At 65.4% G+C, this 22962-nt stretch carries 16 protein-coding genes and 2 riboswitches; of the genes, 11 read left to right on the forward strand and 5 right to left on the reverse strand.

What is annotated here, in order from left to right; all coding sequences use genetic code 11:
- Positions 1 to 2 precede the first annotated feature (2 nt).
- Complete coding sequence (locus ABUH87_RS15325) at positions 3 to 1457, reverse strand: efflux transporter outer membrane subunit (RefSeq protein ID WP_367774967.1); 1455 nt, start codon at positions 1455 to 1457, stop codon at positions 3 to 5.
- A gap of 478 nt (positions 1458 to 1935) precedes the next feature.
- On the opposite strand from ABUH87_RS15325, the gene ABUH87_RS15330 reads away from it, so the two are divergent.
- The 4 genes from ABUH87_RS15330 to ABUH87_RS15345 are packed head-to-tail and all read left to right on the forward strand — an operon-like array spanning position 1936 to position 6335.
- On the forward strand, positions 1936 to 4074 hold the full coding sequence (locus tag ABUH87_RS15330; protein WP_367774968.1) for a TonB-dependent siderophore receptor: 2139 nt from the start codon (positions 1936 to 1938) through the stop codon (positions 4072 to 4074).
- 13 nt (positions 4075 to 4087) lie between these two features.
- Positions 4088 to 4423 (forward strand): hypothetical protein, encoded by a 336-nt coding sequence (locus ABUH87_RS15335; protein ID WP_367774969.1) that lies wholly within the window; start codon positions 4088 to 4090, stop codon positions 4421 to 4423.
- Positions 4420 to 6024, forward strand: coding sequence for a PepSY-associated TM helix domain-containing protein (locus ABUH87_RS15340; protein WP_367774970.1), 1605 nt, complete (start codon positions 4420 to 4422; stop codon positions 6022 to 6024). Before ABUH87_RS15335 ends, ABUH87_RS15340 begins: the two co-directional genes overlap by 4 nt.
- Positions 6021 to 6335 carry a DUF3325 domain-containing protein gene (locus tag ABUH87_RS15345; protein ID WP_367774971.1) on the forward strand — a complete coding sequence of 105 codons (315 nt, stop codon included), beginning with the start codon at positions 6021 to 6023 and terminating at the stop codon, positions 6333 to 6335. The genes ABUH87_RS15340 and ABUH87_RS15345 overlap by 4 nt, the downstream gene beginning before the upstream one ends.
- A 75-nt stretch (positions 6336 to 6410) precedes the next feature.
- On the opposite strand, the gene ABUH87_RS15350 is transcribed toward ABUH87_RS15345, so the two are convergent.
- Positions 6411 to 8405: a BCCT family transporter gene (locus tag ABUH87_RS15350; RefSeq protein ID WP_367774972.1), complete on the reverse strand. Its 1995-nt coding sequence runs from the start codon at positions 8403 to 8405 to the stop codon at positions 6411 to 6413.
- Positions 8406 to 8564: 159 nt separating this feature from the next.
- Entirely contained in the window at positions 8565 to 9242 is a 678-nt protein-coding gene (locus ABUH87_RS15355; protein ID WP_367774973.1) for an energy-coupling factor ABC transporter permease, read from the reverse strand.
- Between the two features lie 31 nt (positions 9243 to 9273).
- Positions 9274 to 9513: riboswitch (cobalamin riboswitch) on the reverse strand.
- 127 nt (positions 9514 to 9640) lie between these two features.
- Positions 9641 to 9873, forward strand: a riboswitch (cobalamin riboswitch).
- Positions 9874 to 10070: 197 nt separating this feature from the next.
- On the opposite strand from ABUH87_RS15355, the gene cobW reads away from it, so the two are divergent.
- From cobW to bluB, 4 genes are read left to right on the forward strand one after another with little or no spacing between them, the layout of a single operon-like run.
- Positions 10071 to 11120: a cobalamin biosynthesis protein CobW gene (cobW, locus tag ABUH87_RS15360; protein WP_367775178.1), complete on the forward strand. Its 1050-nt coding sequence runs from the start codon at positions 10071 to 10073 to the stop codon at positions 11118 to 11120.
- Complete coding sequence (cobN, locus tag ABUH87_RS15365; RefSeq protein WP_367774974.1) at positions 11120 to 14854, forward strand: cobaltochelatase subunit CobN; 3735 nt, start codon at positions 11120 to 11122, stop codon at positions 14852 to 14854. Before cobW ends, cobN begins: the two co-directional genes overlap by 1 nt.
- A gap of 2 nt (positions 14855 to 14856) precedes the next feature.
- Positions 14857 to 15465 carry a cob(I)yrinic acid a,c-diamide adenosyltransferase gene (gene cobO / locus ABUH87_RS15370; protein WP_367774975.1) on the forward strand — a complete coding sequence of 203 codons (609 nt, stop codon included), beginning with the start codon at positions 14857 to 14859 and terminating at the stop codon, positions 15463 to 15465.
- Positions 15466 to 15467: 2 nt separating this feature from the next.
- Positions 15468 to 16106 carry a 5,6-dimethylbenzimidazole synthase gene (gene bluB / locus ABUH87_RS15375; RefSeq protein ID WP_367774976.1) on the forward strand — a complete coding sequence of 213 codons (639 nt, stop codon included), beginning with the start codon at positions 15468 to 15470 and terminating at the stop codon, positions 16104 to 16106.
- Here bluB and ABUH87_RS15380 read toward each other — a convergent pair.
- Positions 16093 to 16950: an ABC transporter substrate-binding protein gene (locus ABUH87_RS15380; protein ID WP_367774977.1), complete on the reverse strand. Its 858-nt coding sequence runs from the start codon at positions 16948 to 16950 to the stop codon at positions 16093 to 16095. The two genes, bluB and ABUH87_RS15380, sit on opposite strands and share 14 nt — an antisense overlap.
- Before the next feature lie 86 nt (positions 16951 to 17036).
- On the opposite strand from ABUH87_RS15380, the gene ABUH87_RS15385 reads away from it, so the two are divergent.
- The gene (locus ABUH87_RS15385; protein ID WP_367775179.1) at positions 17037 to 18032 is read left to right on the forward strand and encodes a FecCD family ABC transporter permease; all 996 of its coding nucleotides are present in this window, start codon (positions 17037 to 17039) and stop codon (positions 18030 to 18032) included.
- Entirely contained in the window at positions 18026 to 18817 is a 792-nt protein-coding gene (locus ABUH87_RS15390; RefSeq protein ID WP_367774978.1) for an ABC transporter ATP-binding protein, read from the forward strand. The genes ABUH87_RS15385 and ABUH87_RS15390 overlap by 7 nt, the downstream gene beginning before the upstream one ends.
- Here ABUH87_RS15390 and ABUH87_RS15395 read toward each other — a convergent pair.
- Positions 18803 to 20104 carry an MFS transporter gene (locus ABUH87_RS15395; protein WP_367774979.1) on the reverse strand — a complete coding sequence of 434 codons (1302 nt, stop codon included), beginning with the start codon at positions 20102 to 20104 and terminating at the stop codon, positions 18803 to 18805. The two genes, ABUH87_RS15390 and ABUH87_RS15395, sit on opposite strands and share 15 nt — an antisense overlap.
- Before the next feature lie 525 nt (positions 20105 to 20629).
- On the opposite strand from ABUH87_RS15395, the gene ABUH87_RS15400 reads away from it, so the two are divergent.
- Positions 20630 to 22900 carry a TonB-dependent receptor gene (locus tag ABUH87_RS15400; RefSeq protein ID WP_367774980.1) on the forward strand — a complete coding sequence of 757 codons (2271 nt, stop codon included), beginning with the start codon at positions 20630 to 20632 and terminating at the stop codon, positions 22898 to 22900.
- Positions 22901 to 22962: the final 62 nt, after the last annotated feature.

Raw genomic sequence — 22962 nt, forward strand, 5'->3', positions numbered from 1 at the left:
GGTCAATCCTGCGGCAGCGCGGTCATCGGGGCCTGCTCGAAGCCACCTCCCAGCGCGAGGTGAAGTGCGATGCGGTTGTCCAGCCGCGCGCGGGTGGCAGCGACGTAGGCGCTGCTGGCGTCCAGGGCGTTCTGCTGGCTCTGCAGCACCGTCGCGAAGGGATCGATGCCAGCGCGATAGCGGTTGAAGGAGATAGTAACCGACGCTTGCGCCGCCTCTGTGGCTGCACGCAGGGCTGCCTGGCGTCTGGCGAGCTCGGCCTCCACCGCCAGAGCCGTCTCGACTTCCGACAGGGCCTGCAGCACCGTTTCTGCATAGGCCTCCACCGCCTCCGCTTTCCGGCCTTCCGCCAAGTCCACTTGCGCGCGCAGGCGCCCACCTTGGAAGATAGGCTGGAGCAACTGGCCGGCGATGCTCCAGATGAAGAAGTCACCGTTCAGAAGATCGCCCAGCTCGCTGCTGGAGGTACCCGCAGAGCCGGTAAGATCGATATTGGGCAAAAGCGCGCGCTCCGCTGCTGCTTCTCGATACCCGGCAGAGACAAGGCGCAGTTCGGCTTCACGAACGTCCGGGCGCCGGGCCAGGAGCTGGGCCGGCAGGCCGGCGGGTGGGGGCGGCGGCACCTCTGGCAGCACCTCCGCCGCGGCGACCGCGCCGTCGGGATAGGCGCGGATCAACTGGTCGAAGTTGCGGGTCGCACGCTGAAGCGCTTCGCGTCGCTGCGCCAGACTCGCTCTCGCCTGGCCGAGATTAGCGAAAGCCAGCGTCTTGTCGTTGGGCGGCGCAATGCCGACGTCCACGCGGTTGCCCACTTGCCGCGCCACTTCTGCGATCGCGGTTTCCAGCTGCTCGGCAACCTTAACCTGCTGCTGCGCCTCGACCAGCCCGAAATAGGACTGCGCCACCTGAGCCGCGATGGCCTGGCGAACCGCGCGCAGGTTCTCCTCGCTGGCCAGAAACTCCGCTCGCGCGGCAGCAGTCTGTGATGCGATGCGGCCCCATAGGTCGATCGTCCAGCTGACATTGCCCGTGAGCGAGAAACTGTCGGTCGTGAAGGCTGTCGCGCTCGCCTCATCGCCCTCACCTTCGCCACCTTCAGCTCCGCCGTCATCGCCTGTGCCACCGCCTGCACCTGCTCCCGGCGTTCCGCCGCCCAGCAGCGCACCGAAGCCCGAACCGGCCAAATTCTGCCGCTGTCTTGACGCATTGAGGCCGACGCCAAGCTGGGGATAGAGGTCGGCCCGCGCCACTCGAGCCTGCGCACGCGCCTGCTCCACCCGAGCGACGGCTTGCAGGATCTGCGGGTTGTATACTGCCGCCCGTTCGACATAGCCGTTGAGCTGATCGTCGCCGAAGCGCCGCCACCACTCGTCGATGACCGCCCCCTGCTCTGCCGACGCAGCAACGAAGCGCGTCGGCGGGTCGGCGACGATCCGGTCCAGCTCGGGCGTCGCCACGCGCGGCGCCGCACATCCGCCGACAAGAACGACGCACGCCAGAACAGGCCCGGACCTCGCAACAGCCGAGGCTGTGAGCCGGAGGCCTCCTGCAATTTCACTGCAAAGCGCAAGGTAACGCGATCCCGCGCGTCGTCGTGCATTTCGCAAGGATGCAAGTAGCTGCTGCCCCGCAGCTGCAAACGCGTACACTGTGCCCCCAAGACCAAAGTTATCGCTCCTGAACTCAGAAGCGTTTGGCTGGTTCCGCCTTCCGCCCCAGAGCGCGCAGCGGCGATACGCGCCTGCTTAACATCCCCCACAGGCGGAGCGATCCTCCGCGCACCCTTCTTGATAATTGTTCGCAAAAGGGTTGTCATGCTCACGAGCATTGCTAATGCGAGTCGGTCTTAACTGAGGGGGAATTACAGTGTTGGCCGGTTCGAGCCTGATATCCATCACTTGTCTCATGTCGTCGGTCCCAACGGCTGCGCCTGCCGTGCCCGCAGTTGCGCTGAGCGATGCGCCCCGCGACACGGACATTCTGGTTACCGGCATCAACGACCAGCGGCCCACCACATCGACCAAGCTGCCCCTCACGCTGAAAGAGACGCCGCAGTCGGTAACTGTTGTGGACCGCCAGCGGATCGAAGACTTCAACCTGACCACGATCACGGATGTGCTCGCCCAGACGCCCGGCGTGACCATCTCGTCCACGGACAGCAACCGGACGAATTTCAACATTCGCGGCTTCCCGGTCCGCAATTTCCAGTTGGATGGCGTGCCGACGATCTATCAGGTAGGAGCCTATGAAAACAGCGCGATAGGCGATGTCGCAATCTATGACCGGATCGAGGTGATCCGCGGCGCGGCGGGGCTTGTCACCGGCGTTGGCGATCCATCTGCCACGGTAAACCTGATCCGCAAGCGGGCGCCGGCAGAGCTCGGCGGCTACTTCTCCGCACAGGCGGGCAGCTTCTCCACATATCGGATGGAAGCCGATGTCGGGGGACCGCTGACCAGCGACGGCACCGTTCGCGCGCGGCTGGTGGGCGCTTACACGGACCGCGAGTCCTACATCGATCTGCAGCATGATCGCATCCCGGTGCTCTACGGCACTCTGGAATGGGACGTGACGCCGCGGACCCGGCTGCGCGTCGGTGCGGACTATCTGCGCACGGACTCGCAAGGCGCGGGCTGGGGATCGGTGCCACTGTTCTACAGCGATGGCACGCAGACGGACTTCCCGCGCTCGTTCACCGGCACCGCCGGATGGACTCAGTGGCTGCGCGAGACGACCACGATGTTTGCGGCGGTAGAGCAGGACATTGGCCGCGACTGGCTGGTGCGCGTCAGCTACAACCGCAAGCGGGGGCAGAATGACAGCAAGCTGTTGAACATCCCCAGCGGCTTTCCCAATCGAGACGGGACCGGGCTTGGTGCGCCGTGGATCTTCTATGGCGAAGTGGAGCAGAACGAGGACGCCGTAGACGCTTACGTGGCAGGCAATTTCACGCTTTTCGGCCGGGAACACGAACTCGTCGCGGGCATGAACCATTTTGAGCGTGACTTCCTGGTGAACCAGTCCCGGTTCGCGGTCCCTGAAGACTATCCCGGGGCCAGCAGTCTCGACATCGACCCGTGGAACCCCGACTTAGCGCCGCCACCCATCGTTCGATCCAACCTGCCCGACTTCACGCAGGATCTGCGACAGACCGGCGGATATGGTGTGGTACGGCTGAACCCGGCGGACTGGCTGAAGGTGATCGCGGGCGTCCGCTACACAGACTATCGCAGCGACCGTGACGACTACGACGCCGCAGGCGTGCTGGAGCCGGACGGCCCCAACAGCGTCCAGCATGAGAAGAAGTGGGCACCTTACGGCGGCATCGTGGCCGACCTGACGCCCGCGATCTCGCTGTATGCCAGCTACGCCAGCGTGTTCTCGCCCGTGTCGGCCCGCAACGCAGCCAACGAGATCCTGCCGCCGACGACCGGTGTCAATTACGAAGCCGGTGTCAAAGCCTCGCCCTTCGGTGAGGGCTTCAACATTTCGGTCGCTGGCTTCCACATCAAACAGGACAATCTGACGCAGACCGACCCTAACGGCGTCCCGAACTCACTACCCGGCAATATCACGCCATCGATCTCGATCTCCGGCGTCAAGACCTGGGGCGGTGAACTGGAACTGGCGGGCGAGCCGCTGCCGGGCTGGTCGCTGAACGGAAGCTACACCTACGCACGCACGGAAGACCGCTTCGGCGACCGGGTAAACCCCTTCTTCCCGCTCCATGTTGGCCGCATCTACACGACTTACCGTATGCTTGCCGACCGGCTTACGGTGGGCGGAGGCGTGACCGCACAGTCGCGCATCTTCGATCGGGGCAACGTCCCGTCGGGCCGCTACAACCCGGATGGAGCTCCGGTGCTGGTGCCAGGCACCGTGGAGCAAGGCGCCTATGCCACCGTCGACTTGCTGGCGCGCTACAAGCTGACTGAGCGCGCGATCCTGAGTGTCAACGCCACCAACCTGTTCGACAAGACCTACTACCGCAACGTCCGCTTCGCCTTCGGCGGTCCCGGCGGTTTCTATGGGGAGCCGCGCCGGGTAACGGGCAGCCTGCGGGTCAACTTCTGACGGACAGCGCACGATGGGATCGGCTCACACGACCATGAACCGCCGCGGAGGAACGGGGGCGGCGCCATGGCGGCGGCGAGGAGACGCGGCGCTGCGCCTCCTCGCCGCCCTGCCGCTCGGCTATGCAGTGGCAAGTCTGTGGGCGATGGCTCTCGCTCGCGTGCTGCCTGGGCCTCCTGAGGAAGCAACCGTAGCGGCAAGCCTGATCGCCTTCCTGATCTGCGCAGTCGCCGCCATGTACGCTTATGCCGCGCGAACCGGCTGGCGGGCTTTCTGGGTTCTCACGGCAGCAGGGGGACTGGCCGCTTTTATCGCCTGGCTTTCCATCTCGGCGGGGGGCCGTCTATGAGCCGCAGCTTCCGCCAGTCACAGGCCGGGCTGCACACCTGGTCGGGTCTCCTGCTCGGCTGGGTGCTGTTCCTGGTTTTCGCCACCGGCACGATCGCGTTCTGGCGCGAGGGAATGAACCGCTGGATGCGTCCGGAACTCGCGCGCGTCGAACAGCCGATGCAGGTTCTGGCCGGAGCGCAGCGCTTCCTGCAGGGGAAGGCGCCCGATGCGAAGAGCTGGTTCATCCCGATCGCCAGCGAGCGCTCGCCCGGTGCGCAGGTGTTCTGGCAGCCGCAGCCCAAAGAAGGCGAGCCTCCCCGCCGCCGCAGCCGCCGCGACACCCAGGTGCTGATCGGGGCGGATGGCGAACCCGCGCAGGCACGCGAAACCCGCGGTGGAGAGTTCTTTTACCGCTTCCACTTCGACCTCCATTATATGCCGGTGATCTGGGCCCGCTGGCTGGTCGGCTTTGCGGCGATGATGATGCTGGTGGCGATCCTGAGCGGCATCGTCACGCACAAGAAGATCTTCCGTGACTTCTTCACCCTGCGGCGGATGAAGGGACAGCGATCCTGGCTCGATGGCCATAACGCGACGGCGGTTCTGGCGCTGCCGTTTCACCTTATGATCACGTACACCGGGCTGGTCACGCTGATGGCATTGCTGATGCCTTGGGCGGTCGTGGCGAACTACACCGACGAAACGAAGCTGTTCGAAGCGCTCTTCCCGCAAGGGGAGGCGGTTGAGCGCAGCGGTATCGAGGCCCCCTTGATCGATCTGCGAACGGTGCTGCGCGATGCCGAGGACCGCCTGGGCGGATCCGCCGGGTCGATCAGCGTCAGCGAGCCAGGGGATGCTTCCGCACGCATCACCGTCCACCGCGCCCCATCGTCCATGCTCAGTTCCCGCACGCCCAGCCTCACCTACGATGGGGTCTCGGGTCGGCTGCTGTGGCAGTCACCCGAGCCGGGAGCAGCATCGGTCACGGCAGGGGCGATGATCGGCCTGCACGCCGGGCGCTTCGCCGACGATGCACTGCGTTGGATATACTTCCTTTGCGGCGTGGCCGGGTCACTGATGGTGGCCAGTGGCCTGATCTTGTGGACGGTGAAGCGGCGCGAGAAGCTGCCCGACCCACAGCGTCCGCACTTCGCCTTTCGCTTGGTGGAACGCTTGAATGTCGCAACGCTTGCTGGCTTTCCACTGGGTATTGCCTGTATGCTTTGGGCCAATCGCCTGCTGCCGGTCGGGATGGCCGATCGCGCCGACTGGGAAATCCACACGCTGTTCCTGTCCTGGCTCGCAGCTTTCGCGCTTACTCTGCTGCGTCGTCCCGCATGGAGTTGGACCGCCTTACTCGGCGCGACGGGATTTCTGCTGGCCGCCCTGCCGGTCTACAACCTCTTGGCCACGGACAAAGGCCTGGTGAACGCACTCCTCGCGGGTGACCTGCTGTTCGTTGGGGTAGACGCCACTTTGATCGTGTTCGGGATTGGGTTCCTGCTGGTCGCTCTTCGGGTCGCGCGGCATCGCGGAGAGCCTCGCCAATTCCGGCGCGGCAAGCCTGCAGCCGCACCGGAGCCGGAACCCGCGCTGGCAATCCTGGAGCCGGCCGAGTGAGCGTGCTTGCACTCGCCGCCGCGCTGCTGGCGTTCGTCCTGCTGGGCTTGTCCACGGACATGCATCACAGCCGCCACTTGCAAGGACGGCCAGCACCCCGGCGCAAGCGCGGTATGCGCGGCGCTGCATGGAGCTCGCTCGTGGCAGCGCTGCTGATGTCCGTCGCAGCGCGCGGATGGGTCTTCGGGCCCATCCTGTGGTTCGGGCTGGTGATGCTGAGCGCCGGGATCGTGTTCCTCTGCCTCAACTTCGTGCCTGCCAGTGGCGCATCGCCACGTCCGAAAACGCGCCCTCCCGTCTCGCACCGCTAAAGCCGATGCGCTTCCGCGCCACCGATCAGCGCCGCGGCACAGCCGTGGCCTGGCGTCAGGACAAAGCGCATCAATTCAGGCAAGGCGCCGCGCGTGGCGGAACCGGGCGTAGCGGTTGAGCAGATCGTTGATCAGCTGGTCGCGCGTGAAGCCAGTCACGTCGTGCGGCTGGTCGCCTTCCGATGTCTGCGCCATGGCCCGGTAATGTTGCCGCTCCGCTCCGTGCATCCGGCGCGTCTCGGCATAGGCGAAGTTGGGCGAGCGAAAACCTCGGGCGCGGATCGTGTAACGGAAGCTGCCATGCTCGCCATGAGGCACGTTGAAGACAAGCTGGTCGCTATTCTGTTCCAGAGTGGGCGAGAGGCCATTCTCCAGCATCTGCTCGGTCATTGCACTGAGCGCCGGATAGGCCGTATCCGCAAGATAGGCTGCGATGTCGCTCTTCTCATGGTGATGAGTGATGCTGTCGAGCCGCTGCTGCCAGGTCATGCCGGTGCGGGCGGGCGGAGGTGCCTCGGCGGCAATGGAGAGGTCGATCGACGTGCCACGGCTCTCCGTCTGCAACGCCCTCAGCAGCGCATAGCAGATGAAGACCATCACGATGGCAAACGGCAGGGCGCTGGCTATGGCGGCGGTCTGCAGGGCCTGGAGTCCACCTGTCAGCAGCAGTACGGCCGCGACCAGCCCGGCACACACTGCCCAGAAAATGCGCTGCCACACAGGCGGGTCCTCGACTGCGCCGTTGGTGATCATGTCGATCACCAGAGCCCCGGAATCGGCCGAGGTGACGAAGAAGGTTATGACCAGCAGCGTCGCTATGCCGGACGCGATCATGGACAACGGCAGCTGCTCCAGCGTGACGAACAGCGCCACGGGAAGGTCCGTGGCCACAGTCTGTGCGATCGGAGCGACACCCGCCAGGTCAAGGGCAATCGCGGTGTTGCCGAACACTGTCATCCAGAGGAAGGTGAACAGGACCGGCACCAGCAGCACGCCGGCCACGAATTCGCGGATCGTGCGCCCGCGTGAGATCCGCGCAATGAACATGCCCACGAACGGCGACCACGATATCCACCAGCCCCAGTAGAACAGCGTCCAGTTTCCGAGCCACGGATTGGGCTCGTAAGCGTACATGCGGAAGGTACGCTGGACGACGGAGCCCAGATACGCGCCGATGTTCTGCACATAGGCCTGCAGCAGGAACACGGTCGAGCCAGCGAGCAACACGAACAGCAACAGAGCGATTGCCAGGATGATGTTTAGTTCGGACAGGCGCTTGATCCCCGCATCAAGACCCGCCGCCGCCGACAGGGTTGCAAGTCCCGTAATGACGGCGATCAGCACCACCTGCACCAGCGGCCCCGTGGGCAGCCCGAACAGATAGTTGAAACCCGCATTGACCTGCAGCACCCCGAAACCCAGAGATGTCGCGACGCCGAACATGGTGCCAAGCACGGCAAAGATATCGATGGCATGGCCTATCGGGCCATGGATGCGGTTGCCGATCAGCGGGAACAGTGCCGAGCGAATGGTCAGCGGCAGTCCACGGCGAAAAGCGAAATACGCAAGCGCTAGTCCGATCACGATATAGATCGCCCAGGCGTGCAAACCCCAGTGGAAGAAGGTCAGCGGCAGCGCCTCGCGCGCGGCGGCGATGGTGCGCCCCTCCCCCACCGGCGGAAGCGAGTAATGCTGGATCGGCTCAGCCACTCCGAAGAACAGGAGGCCGATGCCCATGCCTGCGCTGAACAGCATCGCGAACCAGGAGAGATAGCTGTACTCTGGCTCGCTCTCGTCCGGGCCAAGTTTCACATCGCCATAGCGGCTGATCATCAGGAACAGCACGAAAACCAGAAAACCGGCGACCGAAAGGATGTAGAACCAGCCGAAATCGAGGACGATCAGCGCCTGTACAGCCGCGAACAGCCGCTCCGCACGGCCGGGGAACACAGATCCGAACAGCGCGAAAGCCAGGATCAGCGCGGCCGACACGAAGAAGACCGGCGGATTGACGTTCATCCGCGGAGCACGTCCCGCCGGAGCGGCTTCTTTCAGGACTGGCTCGCTCATTCGCCTCCTCGTGTGCGCGGCCGCGGCGGCTTCGGCAGGAACATCGCTAACGGCTGGGCCGCTGCCCAGTTGCCGCGCCTGTAAATATCAGCTGCACCCGCCGGTAGGCTCCGAAGCGGCCAATGCGCAAGCGAGGCGGCAGGAAACTCCTGCCGCAGATCACCCGGCCTCGTAGAGACGCCGCTCCACGAAGCCGCTGCCTTTGAGCTGATGGAGCGCCTTTGCGCCCCACAGCACGGCAAGGTCCACCAGCGGCTCGACGATGATCACCAGCATGTAAGCGGCGCCGAACGTGGCCACCGAAGCCGCGCTGGCCGACGTGAAGCCTTGCCCCCAGAAGGTCCAGAACGCCACCCAGCTGACGATCCCGGCCTGGTAGGTGCTAGAGAGCGTAAGAGTCTGGCTATAGCCAAGGGCGACGTAGGGCGTATCGGGCGCGATGATCCGGCGTGCGAGTGCGCTCAGGCCGAACAGCGGCACCAACAAGGTGGTCACGTTCATGCCGAACTGCGGCAGGTCAGAGGGCGCGAAGAACATGCCCTGGACCAGTAATCCGACAACGAGGCCGATCGCGGTCGGCGCAAGTCCCAGCCCCAGGAACAGGGTCGATCCCAGGATCAGGTGTACTTCCGAGACGCCGACCGGATGGTGCGGCAACACCTGGAAGAAGCTGAAAGCCAGCGCACTGGCAACGAGGCAGCGCGCAGCCAGGGATAACGATCCATTGGTTTTGACGGCATCGGCTGCCAACTTCAGAGCATAGGATCCGGCGGCAGCTGCGGTGATATAGCCCAGCCAGATCTTGCCCGGGGCAACGAAGCCCGGTTCGATGTGCATTGCAGTTCTCCTGCCGTCCCACCGACGGCTTTGAGTGGACAGATGCACGGCCGGTCTCCTGGCTCGCGGGTCATCGCTTGATGCGCACCTTCCCAAGCCTCGCATGTCTCAGCGTCCGGCCCAGTGGATGGCGGGACTGGTCCGCCATGCGCTTCTCGCTCGCCGCTTACAGTCGCGGGGGCGGCTGAGGCTCCGGGCGATACCGCCCTACCCTCATTCCCAGTGTTTCAGAGCCAACTGGCTCAAAAACGCCGTACGGGGGCAGCGGTAACGACGGTCCGGACTTCCAGTCAAGAAAAATGCCGCCTCCACCTCATCAGTGCCATGCGCAACTCGCACCTTGCCGCAGCGGTTGGCGGCGAGTACGAGCATTCCTGTTCGCACTGGCCTTGGCCGCTGCGGACGAAGATCGCGCCGGTGCCTCGCAAGAGGCTTGAATGGGAATGCGGTGAGAGGGCTTGCTCCTCGATTCCGCGGCTGTCCCTGCAACTGTAAGCGGTGAGCGCGATGCACATGCTCTCTGGATCGAGAGCAGCCACTGGGCCGGACGCTGAGACATGCGAGGCCTGGGAAGGCGTGCATCAAGCCTTGACCCGCGAGCCAGGAGACCTGCCGGCGTCTGGTCGCTCTTGCCGTGGCCCAGGGGATGGCCAAGGCACGGTACCTTCCGTCTGAGCGACATCATGCATGCGGCCGGGGCCGCATCGGCACGCTTGCGTCGGGCGCCTCTCGCGCCGGTCCGATGCGCGTGTGCCGTTCGCTGGCGCGCGTCATCTGCGTACCGGCCTGCCCCGCCGCGTAGTGTCGCCGGCGCGGCAGGAGAGTACCTTGAGCAAAGTACCCACGACCGTCATCACCGGCTTTCTCGGAGCCGGCAAGACCACACTGATCCGCCATCTGCTCGGCAACGCCGGCGGGCGACGTCTGGCGCTCATCATCAACGAGTTCGGGGATGTCGGCGTCGATGGCGAACTGGTGAAGGGCTGCAACGATGCCGCCTGTCCCGAGGACGATATAGTCGAACTGGCCAATGGCTGCATCTGCTGCACCGTCGCCGACGACTTCCTGCCGACGATGATGAAGCTGCTCGACCGGCCCAACCGGCCCGAGCACATCATCATCGAGACTTCGGGGCTCGCCCTGCCCAAGCCGCTGGTCAAGGCGTTCCAGTGGCCCGACATCCGTACCCGCGCCACGGTGGATGGCGTGGTCGCGCTGATCGACGCCGACGCGGTGGCAGCCGGGCGCTTCGCCACTGACGAGGCCGCACTGGCGGCGGCCCGCGCCGCCGATCCCAGCCTCGACCATGAAAGCCCGCTGGAAGAGCTGTTCGAGGAGCAGCTCGGCTGCGCCGACATGGTTGTGCTCAACAAGACCGACCTGATCGACGCCGAGCCGCTGGCTGCAGTCGAACGGCAAGTGGAAGCGGAAATCCGCCCCGGCGTGAAGATCGTGCGCGCAGCCCATGGCGTGGTGGACATCGCCGCCTTGCTCGGCATCACCGCCGCCGCCGAGGACGATCTCGACTCCCGCCCCTCGCACATCGACGGCCTGGACGCCGATCACGATCACGACGACTTCGACAGCTTCGTCGTCGCGGGCGGCGAAGTGGCCGATCTGGACGCCATGCTGACGGGCATGGCTACGTTGATCGCCCGCCATGATGTGCTGCGCATCAAGGGCATGGTCGCAGTGACAGGCAAAGGCAGCCGTCTCGTGGTGCAGGCCGTCGGCCCGCGCATCCAGCACTTCTACGATCGCCCTTGGCTTCCGTCCGAAAGCAGGCGCACGCAGCTGGTGGTCATCGGTCAGAAGGGCCTGGACCGCGCTGCCATCGAAGCGGGTCTTGCCCCGCAGCTCGGTTCCGTAGCCGCCTGATGCACCTGCTGTCCGCCACCCCCGGCACGATCTCCAACGGCGAGGAGGCGATCGACCTCGATCAGCCGCCGGGTGACATCGTGATCCTCACGGTGGCGGACAGCGAGCTGGCGTGCTTCGCCAAAGCTGCGGCCAGGCTGGCTGAGGAAACGCCCACAGCGCCGAGCGTGCGCCTCGCAAACCTGCTGCAACTGCGGCATCCGTACTCGGTCGACCTCTATGTCGAGAAGGTGCTGGCGCACGCCCGCTTCATCTGCGTCGTGCTGCTGGGCGGCAAGAGCTACTGGCCCTACGGCATTGACGAGATCGCCGCCCTAGCCCGCGCGCGCGGCATTGCCTTTGCCGCTATTGCCGATGGGCGCGAGTTGGACCCGGCCCTGGACCGCGCCTGCACGATGCCGCTCGAATTGGTGGAGCGGCTGCGCGAGTATCTCCGGCAGGGCGGTCCAGCCAATGCCCTCTCCTTTCTGCGCACGGCGGCGCAAGCGATTGGGGAGGACTGCGGTCCTGCGGACAATCCGGTGCCGGTGGCCGAGGCCGGGCTCTACCTTTCCGGCAAGGACCGCCCGAGCCTTGCAGACCTGCGGGCGAGCTGGCGGCCGGATGCGCCGGTTGCGGTGCTGGTGTTCTATCGCGCGCTGATGATCGCCGGTACGCTGGAAGCTGTCGACGCCATGATTGCTGCGCTACAAGAGCGCGGGTTCAACGTCGCCGCCGTCCACGTGCGCGCCTTGCGCGAACCTTTCGTGATCGACTGGCTGGGCGGTCTCCTGCACGAGGTCTCGCCCGACGTGATCGTCAACGCCACCAGCTTCGCCGCCTCATCCTCGGGCGAGCCACGCAATCCGAGCGTGCTGGAACGCGCCGACTGCCCCATCCTGCAGGTCGCGTTCGCGGGCGTGGAGGAAGGCGAATGGCGCGACGCAGCGCGCGGCCTTGGACCGCGCGACCTGGCGATGAACGTCGCCCTGCCGGAGGTCGACGGACGGGTCTTCACCCGTGCTGTCGCCTTCAAGGCGGCCGAGCGCTTCGATGCGGTGACGCAATGCAGCATCGTGGTGCCCCGTGTCGCGCCGGACCGCGTGGCCTTCGTAGCCGATCTTGCCGCCGCCTGGGCGCGCCTGCGCCGCACGCCCACGCCGGAACGCCGGGTGGCGCTGGTGCTGGCGAACTATCCAAATCGCGATGGGCGGATCGGCAACGGCGTCGGCCTCGACACGCCCGCCAGCGCTGCCTCGATCCTCGCCAGTCTGGGCACGGCGGGATACGACATCGGCGATGCGCCGCGAGAGGGTGCCGCGCTGATGCGGTGCATGACCGGGGGTGTCACCAACGCTCCTGATGCGCGAGACCGACCCGGCGAGATCGCACTGCCACTGGCCGATTATCTCGCCGCATTCGCCAAGATACCGGCCGCTGCGCGCAATTCCATGCTGGAGCGCTGGGGCGAGCCGGCACACGATCCCTTTGTGCGTGACGGCGCTTTCCGGCTGCCTGTGCACCGCTTCGGCAATGTTGCGATCGCGGTGCAGCCGGCGCGCGGGTACAACATAGATCCCAAGCAGACCTACCACGATCCCGCGCTGCCGCCGCCGCACGGCTACCTTGCGTTCCATATCTGGCTGAACCGCAGTTTCGGGGCGCATGCGGTAGTCCACGTCGGCAAGCACGGCAATCTGGAGTGGCTGCCGGGCAAGGCGCTTTCCCTGTCCGATACCTGCTTTCCGGAGATCTGCGCCGGGCCGGTGCCGCAGCTCTATCCCTTCATCGTCAACGATCCGGGGGAAGGCACACAAGCCAAGCGGCGCCTCTCCGCCGTTGTCATCGATCACCTGACGCCGCCGCTCACCCGCGCGGAAAGCTACGGTCCGCTCAAGCAGCTGGAGGCGCTGGTCGACGAGTACTACCTCGCCGCCGGCATGGACCCGCGCCGCCTGGAGCGCCTGCGCCGCGACATCCTCGCGCTCGCGCGCGGGCAGGGACTGGACAAGGAAGCCGGCGCCAGCGGCGATGATGACGACGCGCTCTCCGCCATCGACAACTACTTGTGCGAGCTGAAGGAGCTGCAGATCCGCGACGGGCTGCACGTCTTCGGCCAGTCCCCCGAGGGGCGGCTCCGGCGTGATCTGATGGTGGCGCTGGCGCGTACGCCGCGCGGCTACGATCGGCCAGGACAGGCCTCGCTGCTACGGGCGATCTCGGAGGATCTGGGCCTCGGGTTCGATCCGCTGGACTGCCGCCTCGGCGACCGCTGGATGGGCCCTCGCCCGGCGGTGCTCGACCGGGTGGCCAGCGACGCATGGCGCACGCTGGGCGATACGGTGGAGCGGTTGGAACTGCTGGCCGCCGAGCTGGTCGAGGCCCCCGCGCAAACCCTTGTCGGAGACCGCACTGCCGCCGTGCTGGACGAGATCACCGGCAATCTCGCCCCCCGCGTGGCGCAATGCGGGGAGGCCGAGACCCGCGCGCTGCTGACCGGCCTCGACGGGGGCTTCGTGCCGCCCGGCCCTTCCGGCGCTCCGACGCGCGGACGGCCTGATGTGCTGCCCACCGGGCGCAACTTCTACTCTGTCGACACCCGCGCCGTACCCACCGCCGTCGCGTGGGATCTGGGGCAGCGCTCGGCGCAGTTGCTGGTCGACGACTACCTCCAGCGCGAGGGCGAATACCCGCGCGCCATGGCGCTGTCCGCCTGGGGCACCGCCAATATGCGCACCGGCGGCGACGACATCGCTCAGGCCCTCGCATTGATGGGGGTGCGTCCGCGCTGGGAGTGGACCTCAGGCAGGGTCATCGGCTTCGAGATTATGACCCTGGTCGAACTCGGCCGCCCGCGCGTGGACGTGACGCTGCGCGTATCGGGCTTCTTCCGGGACGCGTTCCCCGAGCAGATGAACCTGATCGACAGCGCGGCCCGCGCGATCATGGCGCTCGAGGAGAGCGATGCGGACAACCCCGCCGCAGCCCGCCACCGGGCCGAGATCAGTGACCTGCTGGATGCCGGGGCCGCGCCCGAAGCGGCCGCCCGGCGTGCAGGAACCCGTGTGTTCGGGTCCAAGCCCGGCGCCTATGGCGCGGGGCTGCAGGCGATGATTGACGAGCGGCTGTGGCACGAGCGTAGCGAGCTGGCCGACGTCTACCTTGACTGGGGCAGCTACGCGTACGGCGGCGGCCTCGATGGAGAGGCCGAGCGCGACCTGTTTGCCGCGCGACTTTCCCAGGTCGACGCGGTGGTACAGAACCAGGACAACCGCGAGCACGACTTGCTCGACAGCGACGATTACTACCAGTTCGAGGGCGGGATTGCCGCCGCTGTCGAGCACCTCAAGGGCCGCAAGCCGCTGTCCTATCACAACGATCACAGCCGCCCGGAACGCCCTGTGGTTCGCACGCTCGAGGACGAGATCGGCCGCATCGTGCGCGGCCGGGTGACGAACCCCAAGTGGATCGCCGGCGTCATGCGCCACGGCTACAAGGGCGCGTTCGAGATCGCCGCTTCGGTCGACTACCTGTTCGCCTTCGCCGCCACGACGCATGCCGTGCGCGACCACCACTTCGACATGGTGCACGCTGCCTTCATCGAGGACGAGGCCGTGCGCGCCTTCATGGCCGAGGCGAACCCCGCAGCCTTGCGCGAAACCGCTGCCCGCCTGTCGGAGGCGCTGGAGCGCGGTCTTTGGAAACCCAGGTCCAACAGCGCGGGCGTCCTGCTCGCCAGCTTGTCAGGAGAATGAACGTGGTCGAACGCACAGAGAAACGCCACACCGAGAAGATGAAGAAGAAGCAGGCCGCGCATGACAAGATCATGGCCGGCAAGACCGCGGAAAAAGGCCTGCTCATCGTCCACACCGGCAAGGGCAAGGGCAAGACAACGGCTGCGCTCGGCATGGTGGTGCGCGCCATCGGCCACGGCAAGAAGGTGGGCGTGGTGCAGTTCGTCAAAGGTGCGATGGCGACCGGCGAAAAGGCTGTCTTCGATGCTTTCCCCGGCAACATCGAGTTCAAGCCGATGGGCGAAGGCTTCACCTGGGACACCCAGGATCGCGCCCGCGACATCGCCGTCGCTCGCGGTGCCTGGGACGAGGTCAAGCGCATGATCGAGGACCCCAGCTACGACATGGTGCTTGCGGACGAGCTGAACATTGTGCTGCGCTACGACTACCTGCCGCTCGAGGAAGTGCTGCCGGTGCTGACGGGCCGCGCGCCGATGAAGCACGTCATCGTCACCGGCCGCAACGCACCCGAAGCGCTGGTCGCCGAGGCCGATCTCGTGACCGAGATGACTCTGGTAAAGCACCCGTTCCGCGAACAGGGCGTCAAGGCACAGCCGGGCATCGAATACTGACGATGGCACCTCGGTTCAGCCCCGAGTTCCGTGAAGAGCTTGCCGCATTGCTGGCTTGGCGCCGCGATGTGCGCCACTTCCGAACGGACCCCATCGACGAGGCGCTGCTCTCGCGGCTGCTCGTCACCGCGCAATGCGCGCCCTCAGTCGGAAACTCGCAGCCTTGGCGCTTCGTGCGCGTTCGCTCGCCCGAATTGCGGGCGGAGCTTGCCGCGCATGTCGACCAGCAAGCGGCGCTCGCCGGCTCCACCATGACCGATCCCGAGCGCAAGACCGCATACGCAGCCCTGAAGCTCCACGGCCTGGACCACGCGCCCGAAGTTGTCGCCGTCTTCTGCGACGATGCGACCGAGACTGGTCACGGACTTGGCGCCGCAACAATGCCGCAGACGCGCACCTGGTCGGTCGTGCTGGCGATCCACACACTCTGGCTCGCCGCTCGCGCCGAAGGACTGGGACTTGGCTGGGTCTCGATCGCAGAGCCCGGCGCCGTCACCACGATGGTACAAGTGCCCGCGGGATGGCGCTTCGTCGCCCTGCTGTGCCTGGGCTATCCGAGCACGCCCGATACCGTGCCCGAACTGGAACGGCGCGGGTGGCAGGCCCGGCTGGACGGACGCCCCCATGTCATCGAGCGTTGACCCCTTCCACAAGAGCCTGCGCCGCTTTGACGTAGGCGGGGCCGCCGCACACGGTCCAGGCCTGCGGAATACCGATGCGCGGAATGCCGGCGATCACCGGATGGTGCATCATCGCGGTGCCCTCGTCCACGACCCGCTCCGTTGCCGTATCGACGATCAGATAGTCCGGGCGGCTGACCGCCAGTTCCTCAAGGCTGATCTGGGACAGGCGCGGCCGCTTCAGCTTGCCTGCCAGATTCACGATACCGGCGCGGGTCATCAGGTCGTCGACGAGCGTCCCGGTTCCGGTCAGGTAGCCGCGCCGCTGGTAATAGGCTGCCACAACGGGCCTGCGCAGCTTTGGCAACTGCGCGAGCTCGCGATCCATCCGCGCGATCAGCGCCTCGCCCCGGTCCCGATGTCCGACGGCCACCGCCACTTCGCGGATCGAACGGCGGATCTCTTCGTAACTGGTGGGAGACTTCAGGTCGAGCACGGGATAGGTCTTGAACCCGAGCACCGCGACGGCCGAACTGCGGCGAGCAGGCGTGCCGATGACCAAATCCGGCTTGATGGCGACAAGCTCCTCGGCCGAGCCGCGCAGGATCCGAAGGCCCCGGCTCTCCCGTGCGGCAGCCGACATCTGCGGATCGCCCGCGTAGCGCGTAAGCCCGGCGATCTGCTCACGGTCCGCCAAGGCCAACACCAGTTGGTCCGTACACAGATTGAGCGAGACGATGCGCCTCGGCGCAGTCTGGCCAGGATCGGCAGGCGGTGCGGTAGCAAGCGCTGTCGCTCCCCCAAAGGCGGCAGCCAAGGCGAGAGTGATCCCGCCTATCCATCGAAGTTTTATCGCAAATGCCATCAAGGCTCGCCCTTAACCACACGACCCCGGGACACAAGCGTGACGGGGAGCCGATCCCATGCGAGGTATTCGTGCAAGACTATACAATACCAGCGGCACGTCATCGCGCGCTGCTCCCTGTTCTCCTCGCGGGTCTTCTCGCCACAGCCACTGCTTCGATAAGCCTAGGCCCGGTCGCACTACCTGGCAGGCAGGTCCTGGAGGCGTTCTCAGGGGGTGGAGACGAGGTGACGCGAGCGATTGTGCTGGAGCTTCGCCTGCCGCGAACGCTGGTTGCGCTGCTGGTGGGGGCCATGCTCGGGCTGGCAGGTGGCGTGCTGCAAGGCTACTTGCGCAACCCTCTGGCCGAACCTTCCGTGCTGGGAGCTTCCAATTCGGCGGCGCTGGGCGCTGTCGGGGCAATCTACTTCGGCATCGCGGAGCGGCATGTGGCGCTCCTGCCCCTGCTCGCGATCCTCTTCGGCCTGTTGGCCCTGCTGCTGCTGTTCGGCCTCGCCGGTCGCTCCGAAAGCCCGCTGGCTCTCGTGCTTGCCGGGATCGCCGTGTCCACTCTGGCGGGCGCCGGTATCAGTCTGGCGCTGAATCTGTCGTCCAACCCTTTCGCCGCCATGGAGATCATGTCCTGGCTGCTCGGTTCGGTCGAGAACCGTTCGATGGAGCATGTCTGGATCGCGTTGCCGTGCGTTGCGATGGGCCTCTCCATGCTCCTGTTCGACACGCGTGCGCTGGACGCGCTCTCGCTTGGAGAGGATGGCGCCCGCTCGCTGGGAGTGAACCTGCGCCGCACACGCGCGCGCCTGCTGATCGGCCTGGCCGTGGGAGTGGGCGGCGCCGTCGCCGTGTCCGGCTCGATCGGGTTCATCGGCCTGATCGTGCCGCACCTGATACGCCCATTCACTGACCGCAGCCCCTCCGCAGTCCTGATGCCGTCCATGCTGGGGGGCGCGATGCTGCTTGCAAGCGCCGATATCCTGGTTCGCCTGATCCCGACCCACAGCGAGCTGAAACTCGGCGTCGTCACTGCCTTCCTGGGGGTTCCGGTCTTCCTGGTGCACTTGTTGCGGGAGCGGCGCCTGTGGTGACCATCACGATTGAAGGCTTGTGTGCAGACCTTCAGCGGCGCCCGGTCCTGAACGACATTTCCGCGACGCTCGCCCCCGGCAAGATGATCGGCATTATCGGCCCGAACGGCTCGGGCAAGTCGACGCTGGTACGCGCCATACTAGGATTGGTGAGAGCGCGGCGCGGCTCGATTCTGGTCGATCGGCGCGACGTTTCTCTCGTTCCGCCACGCGAACTGGCGAGAACTATCGCCTATCTGCCGCAAGGACAGACGCTGCACTGGCCGCTTAGCGTAGAACGTTTGATTCTGCTCGGGCGCCTTCCTCACCTCGGTCCGCTGTCGCGCGTCAGCGAGGAGCACGCGCGGGCCTCCCAGGCAGCGATGGCGCGTGCGGATGTCACGCACTTATCGGGAAGGATCGTCACCGAATTGTCAGGGGGCGAGCGGGCACGCGTCATGCTGGCGCGCGCGCTCGCCGTTGGCGCCCCTGCGATTGTCGCGGACGAGCCGCTCGCCGCGTTGGACCCGGGGCACCAGATGGATGTGATGGAGCTGCTGTCGCGGGAGGCGAAAGCCGGCTCGCTTGTCGTGGTCGTGCTCCACGACCTGACGATGGCCGCGCGATACTGTGACCAGATCCTGTTGCTGAACGAAGGATCGCTGGTGGCCGACGGACCTGCCCCGCAAGTGCTGACCGAACAGGCTCTGATGCAAGTCTACGGGATCACAGCCGCTTTCAGCGATTGCCATGGCAGGGCAGCTGTCATTCCTTTCGCGCGGATGGCCTCTTCAGCTCGCCTCTGAGGGTGCGTCGAAGGTCGGGTAAGGACCGATGAGCAGAAACGTTAGGGCCGATAGCATCACCAGCGGAACCGCGATCCACAGAACCAGCTCATAGGATCCTGTCCGGTCGTAGATCGCGTTTGCGAGCATGGGGCCCAGGCCAAAGCCAAGCGTGATGAGACCGGTAAACGCGCCAAACAGGGCCCCGAAGTTGCGCAGGCCGAAGCACTTGGCAGACAGATAAGCGATGGCGTCCATCTCGGCACCGGCTGCGAAACCCAGAAACACCACCGCCACCAGAGCCGTGACGGGGTTGCCGTTCGAAGACAGCAGCAAGGCGCACGTCGCAAGCGGCAAGGCCACGCTGACAGCGGCTACGAGCCGCGCGTTGAACCGGTCGAGCAGGTACCCGCCGGACAGTCGCCCTACGATTTGTGCCACGCCGATAGCGCCTGCAATGGCTGCCGCCGCCTCCTTGCTCATGCGCTGATCGACCAGGATCGGCACGATGTTGAGCGTGAGGGCCACGCTGGCCAGAGTGAAGATGAAACCGCCACCTGCCAAAAGGGCGAAGTTGCGCGAAAGCAGTCCCTGGCGCAGCGTCAGCCCGGCAAGGCTCGGCAGTGGCGCCCCCTGCCCTGCCTCGACCGAGGCTCGGTTCTTTTCCCTGCGCCGGTCGCGATCGCTCGCGCTGGAGAAGAACAGCAACACGAGCGGCAGAACAAGCAGCAGGGAACCGCCGCCCAGCGCAACATAGGTCATCCGCCAACCCAGCTCTTTCAGGAGCAGGAGCGTCAGGATCGGCATGATGAAGGAGACGAAGCCCGTCGCGCTGAGAACCACGGCCAGCGCCAGACCGCGGCTGACCGAAAACAGGCTGGAAATCGCAGCCACCCAGACAGTCGGCTTGATGAACAGGATGCCCACGGCAACGAGCGCCCACAGCGCCCACCAGACCTGCAGGCTGCTGGTCGCCTGGGAGAGCAGCATCACTGCCGCACAGTAGAAAACCACACCGAAGATCGCCAGGCGGCGCGGACCGACGCGGTCGATGACCATCCCCATCACCAGAGAAAAGGTGACGGAGAACAGCGAAACCACGAAGAATCCGGAGCTGATCTCTGCCCGTGTCCAGCCGAACTCAGCTTCAAGCGGGCCGATCATCACGCCCATGGTATAGGCGTACATGGATGCCAGCGCTGACCCGGCAAACCCCGCCAGAACGACGGGCCAGCCACCAACCCACTCATCCCGAGCCCTGATCGGAGGGCCGTAGTCGCCGTCCGCCGCCAACGCCTGTGCCTGCATTCACCTGTCTCCCAAGCCGCTCTTCGCGGCGCTTGGCTGGCATTACAAGCGCGCACTTCATGCAAGCGCGGCTAACCAGTCTGTCGCGCCGGGATAAACGGCCATGACAACAAATTGTCAAACGGCTAGAGATCGACAATATGCAGGCCGGGGATCCGGATATGCGCAAGCAGGTTGCTCCCTCCAGCGCACGCCACTTGCGGAGGCCCAAGGCACGTCGTTCAGCGCTGGTCGGCAAGCGTGGCGCAAAAAGCACGCCGCTCGGACCATTCATCGACAAGAGCAATCAAGCCATTTGACAACAAATGGTCAATTTCCCATGGGGCGTCGCGAGTGCCTTGAGAACACTTGAGCTGCAATGCCGCTCGCTGTTTTCCGAAGACCGAAACCCTGCGCGTCGCGTGCGGGGCGGGTCTTCGCGCGCGCTGACAACGGGTCAATGGGAGAGATCAAATGCCCTTAGCAGAGATACGCAATTGCAGAACCGTCCGGAGCAGCTGCTCCGCGGCTCTACTCGCTTCGACGATGCTGGCTGCCACGCTGCTGCCTGGGCATGCATTTGCACAAAGCGCTGGCCAGAGCGCGCAGGCCAACGGCGACATCATCGTGACGGCTCGCCGCCGCGAGGAAGCAGTGCAGTCGGTTCCCATTGCGATTACCGCAATCAGTGAGGAAACGCTCCAGGACTTCCGCATTCAGGACGCATCCAGCCTGCAGGCGCTGGAGCCCAGCTTCTCGGTATCGGCATCTTCGGGCCGGCCGAATTCGCCGGTTTACTCGCTGCGCGGCATTCGCCCCACCGAGTCAATCTATGGCCAGGATCCCACCGTGGCGATCTATCTGGCCGATGTCGTTCAGTCGCCTGCGCAGGGTTCCAACCTCGGCTTCTATGATCTGCAGAACATCCAGGTGCTGAAGGGTCCGCAGGGAACGCTGTTCGGACGCAACACGATTGGCGGCGCGATCCTGCTGACGCCGCGCAAGCCGGGAGACGAGTTCGGCGGCAACGTGATGGTGGGCGCCGGCACCTACGGTCTGTTCGAGACCGAAGCGGGCATCGACATCCCCGTTGCCGACACGTTCAAGGTGCGCATCGCAGGCCGCACGATCGACGGTGGCCACTACCAGACCTACGTAAATTCCGGTGACCTTACCGGCAGGAAGATCGGCGGGGAGAAGACCCGCTCGCTCCGCACGACGATTGTGGGCGAATTCACGCCCGACATCACCAACACCATGATTATCGCATACGACAACCGCAAGACACGCGGGCGCGGCAGCACGCTGCAGGCGGTCAATCCCGACCACCCGCAGGCCACCCAGAACCCGGCGTTGTTCTCACAGCTGTTCCCTGCGCTGGAGCGCGCGCAGAACCGCCCAGTGACGGATATCGAGAGCGACCTGAAGCAGTACGACAACGTCGAAGCCTGGAGCGTGACGAACACGACCGAGGCGCGCGTCTCCGATGGCCTGACGATCAAGCTCATCGGCAACTATCGCGAAGTCGACACGGACACGCTGTTCGACCTTGATGCGACCAGCGTAGCGGGCATCCTGACGACGGAGCAGAGTGCCTCGCTGAACCATCACAGCGTAGAGCTGCAGTTCCAGGGCTCGCTCATGGACGACCGGCTCGACTGGTTGCTGGGCGGATTTTACTATCACGAGGATGGCACCGAGGACTCACCCGGCGATTTCTACGGCCGGCGGCTCGTTCAGTCCGGCGAAGTCAACAACAGCAGCTACTCGATCTTCGGACAGGGCTCGTTCAAGATCACGCCTGAGCTTACCGCCACTGCAGGCGTGCGGATGAACTGGGACAAGAAGGAGCTGACACTGCGTCAGACTCTGGGTGACTCGCTATGCCTGCTCACCGTGGACAACGGGCTCGGAAACGGCGGCACGGTGCGGCTGCCGATCTCGAACTGCAGCGTGGCCCTGAAGGACTCGTTCTCGCAGCCGACCGGCACTGTTTCGCTCGACTACAAGATCAATCCGGACGTTCTGGTCTATGTCACCAGCCGCCTCGGCTATCGCTCGGGTGGTTTCAACATCCGCGCCTCGCAGCCGGTCCAGTACCAGCCGTTCCAGCCCGAGACCGCGCTCGACTTCGAAGGCGGCTTGAAATCGGACTGGTGGATCGGTGACGTCAAGATGAGGACGAACGCCTCGGTCTTCTACCAGCTGTACGACGATATCCAGCGCACGGTTGCCATTCCCACGCCGATCGGCAGCCCGGCCTCGGTCGTTACCAACGCGGCCGCAGCCCGTGTGTTCGGTATCGAGCTGCAGCAGACCATCCGGCCGACGGACTTCTTCACCCTCCAGGTGAACTATGTCTACAACAAGCCGACCTACAAGAACTGGATCGATCCGGCCACGAACACGGACCTGTCGGACACTCCGTTCTTCTTCACGCCGCGCCACTCCGGCAACGCCATGGCCCGCTTCGACATCCCGCTCGAGGACGGCTTGGGCGAACTCTACCTGAGCGGAAATGCCGCTTACGTCGATGACCAGTGGATCAACGCGCTGCAGACCAGCGCGATCATCGCGGAGCACCCGGTCTCGGTGCGTCCGCTGCTGAAGCAGGAGGCTTACTGGCTGGTCGACCTGAGCGCTGGCTGGAGGAACATCGGCGACACCGGCGTCGATCTGAACATCTACGTGAAGAACCTGTTCGACCAGGAGTACAAGGTGGGCGGCGTCCAGCTCTACACCGGTGCGACGGGCTTCATCTCGGCAGCATACGGTCCGCCGCGGACGGCCGGTGCGCAGCTGCGCTACAGCTTCTGATCAGTTGTGGATGATCTCCGGGCGGCGTCAATGCCGCCCGGATCAACCGGAAGTCTGCCGGG

The organism is Novosphingobium rhizovicinum, from assembly GCF_040813635.1.
Classification (GTDB): domain Bacteria; phylum Pseudomonadota; class Alphaproteobacteria; order Sphingomonadales; family Sphingomonadaceae; genus Novosphingobium; species Novosphingobium rhizovicinum.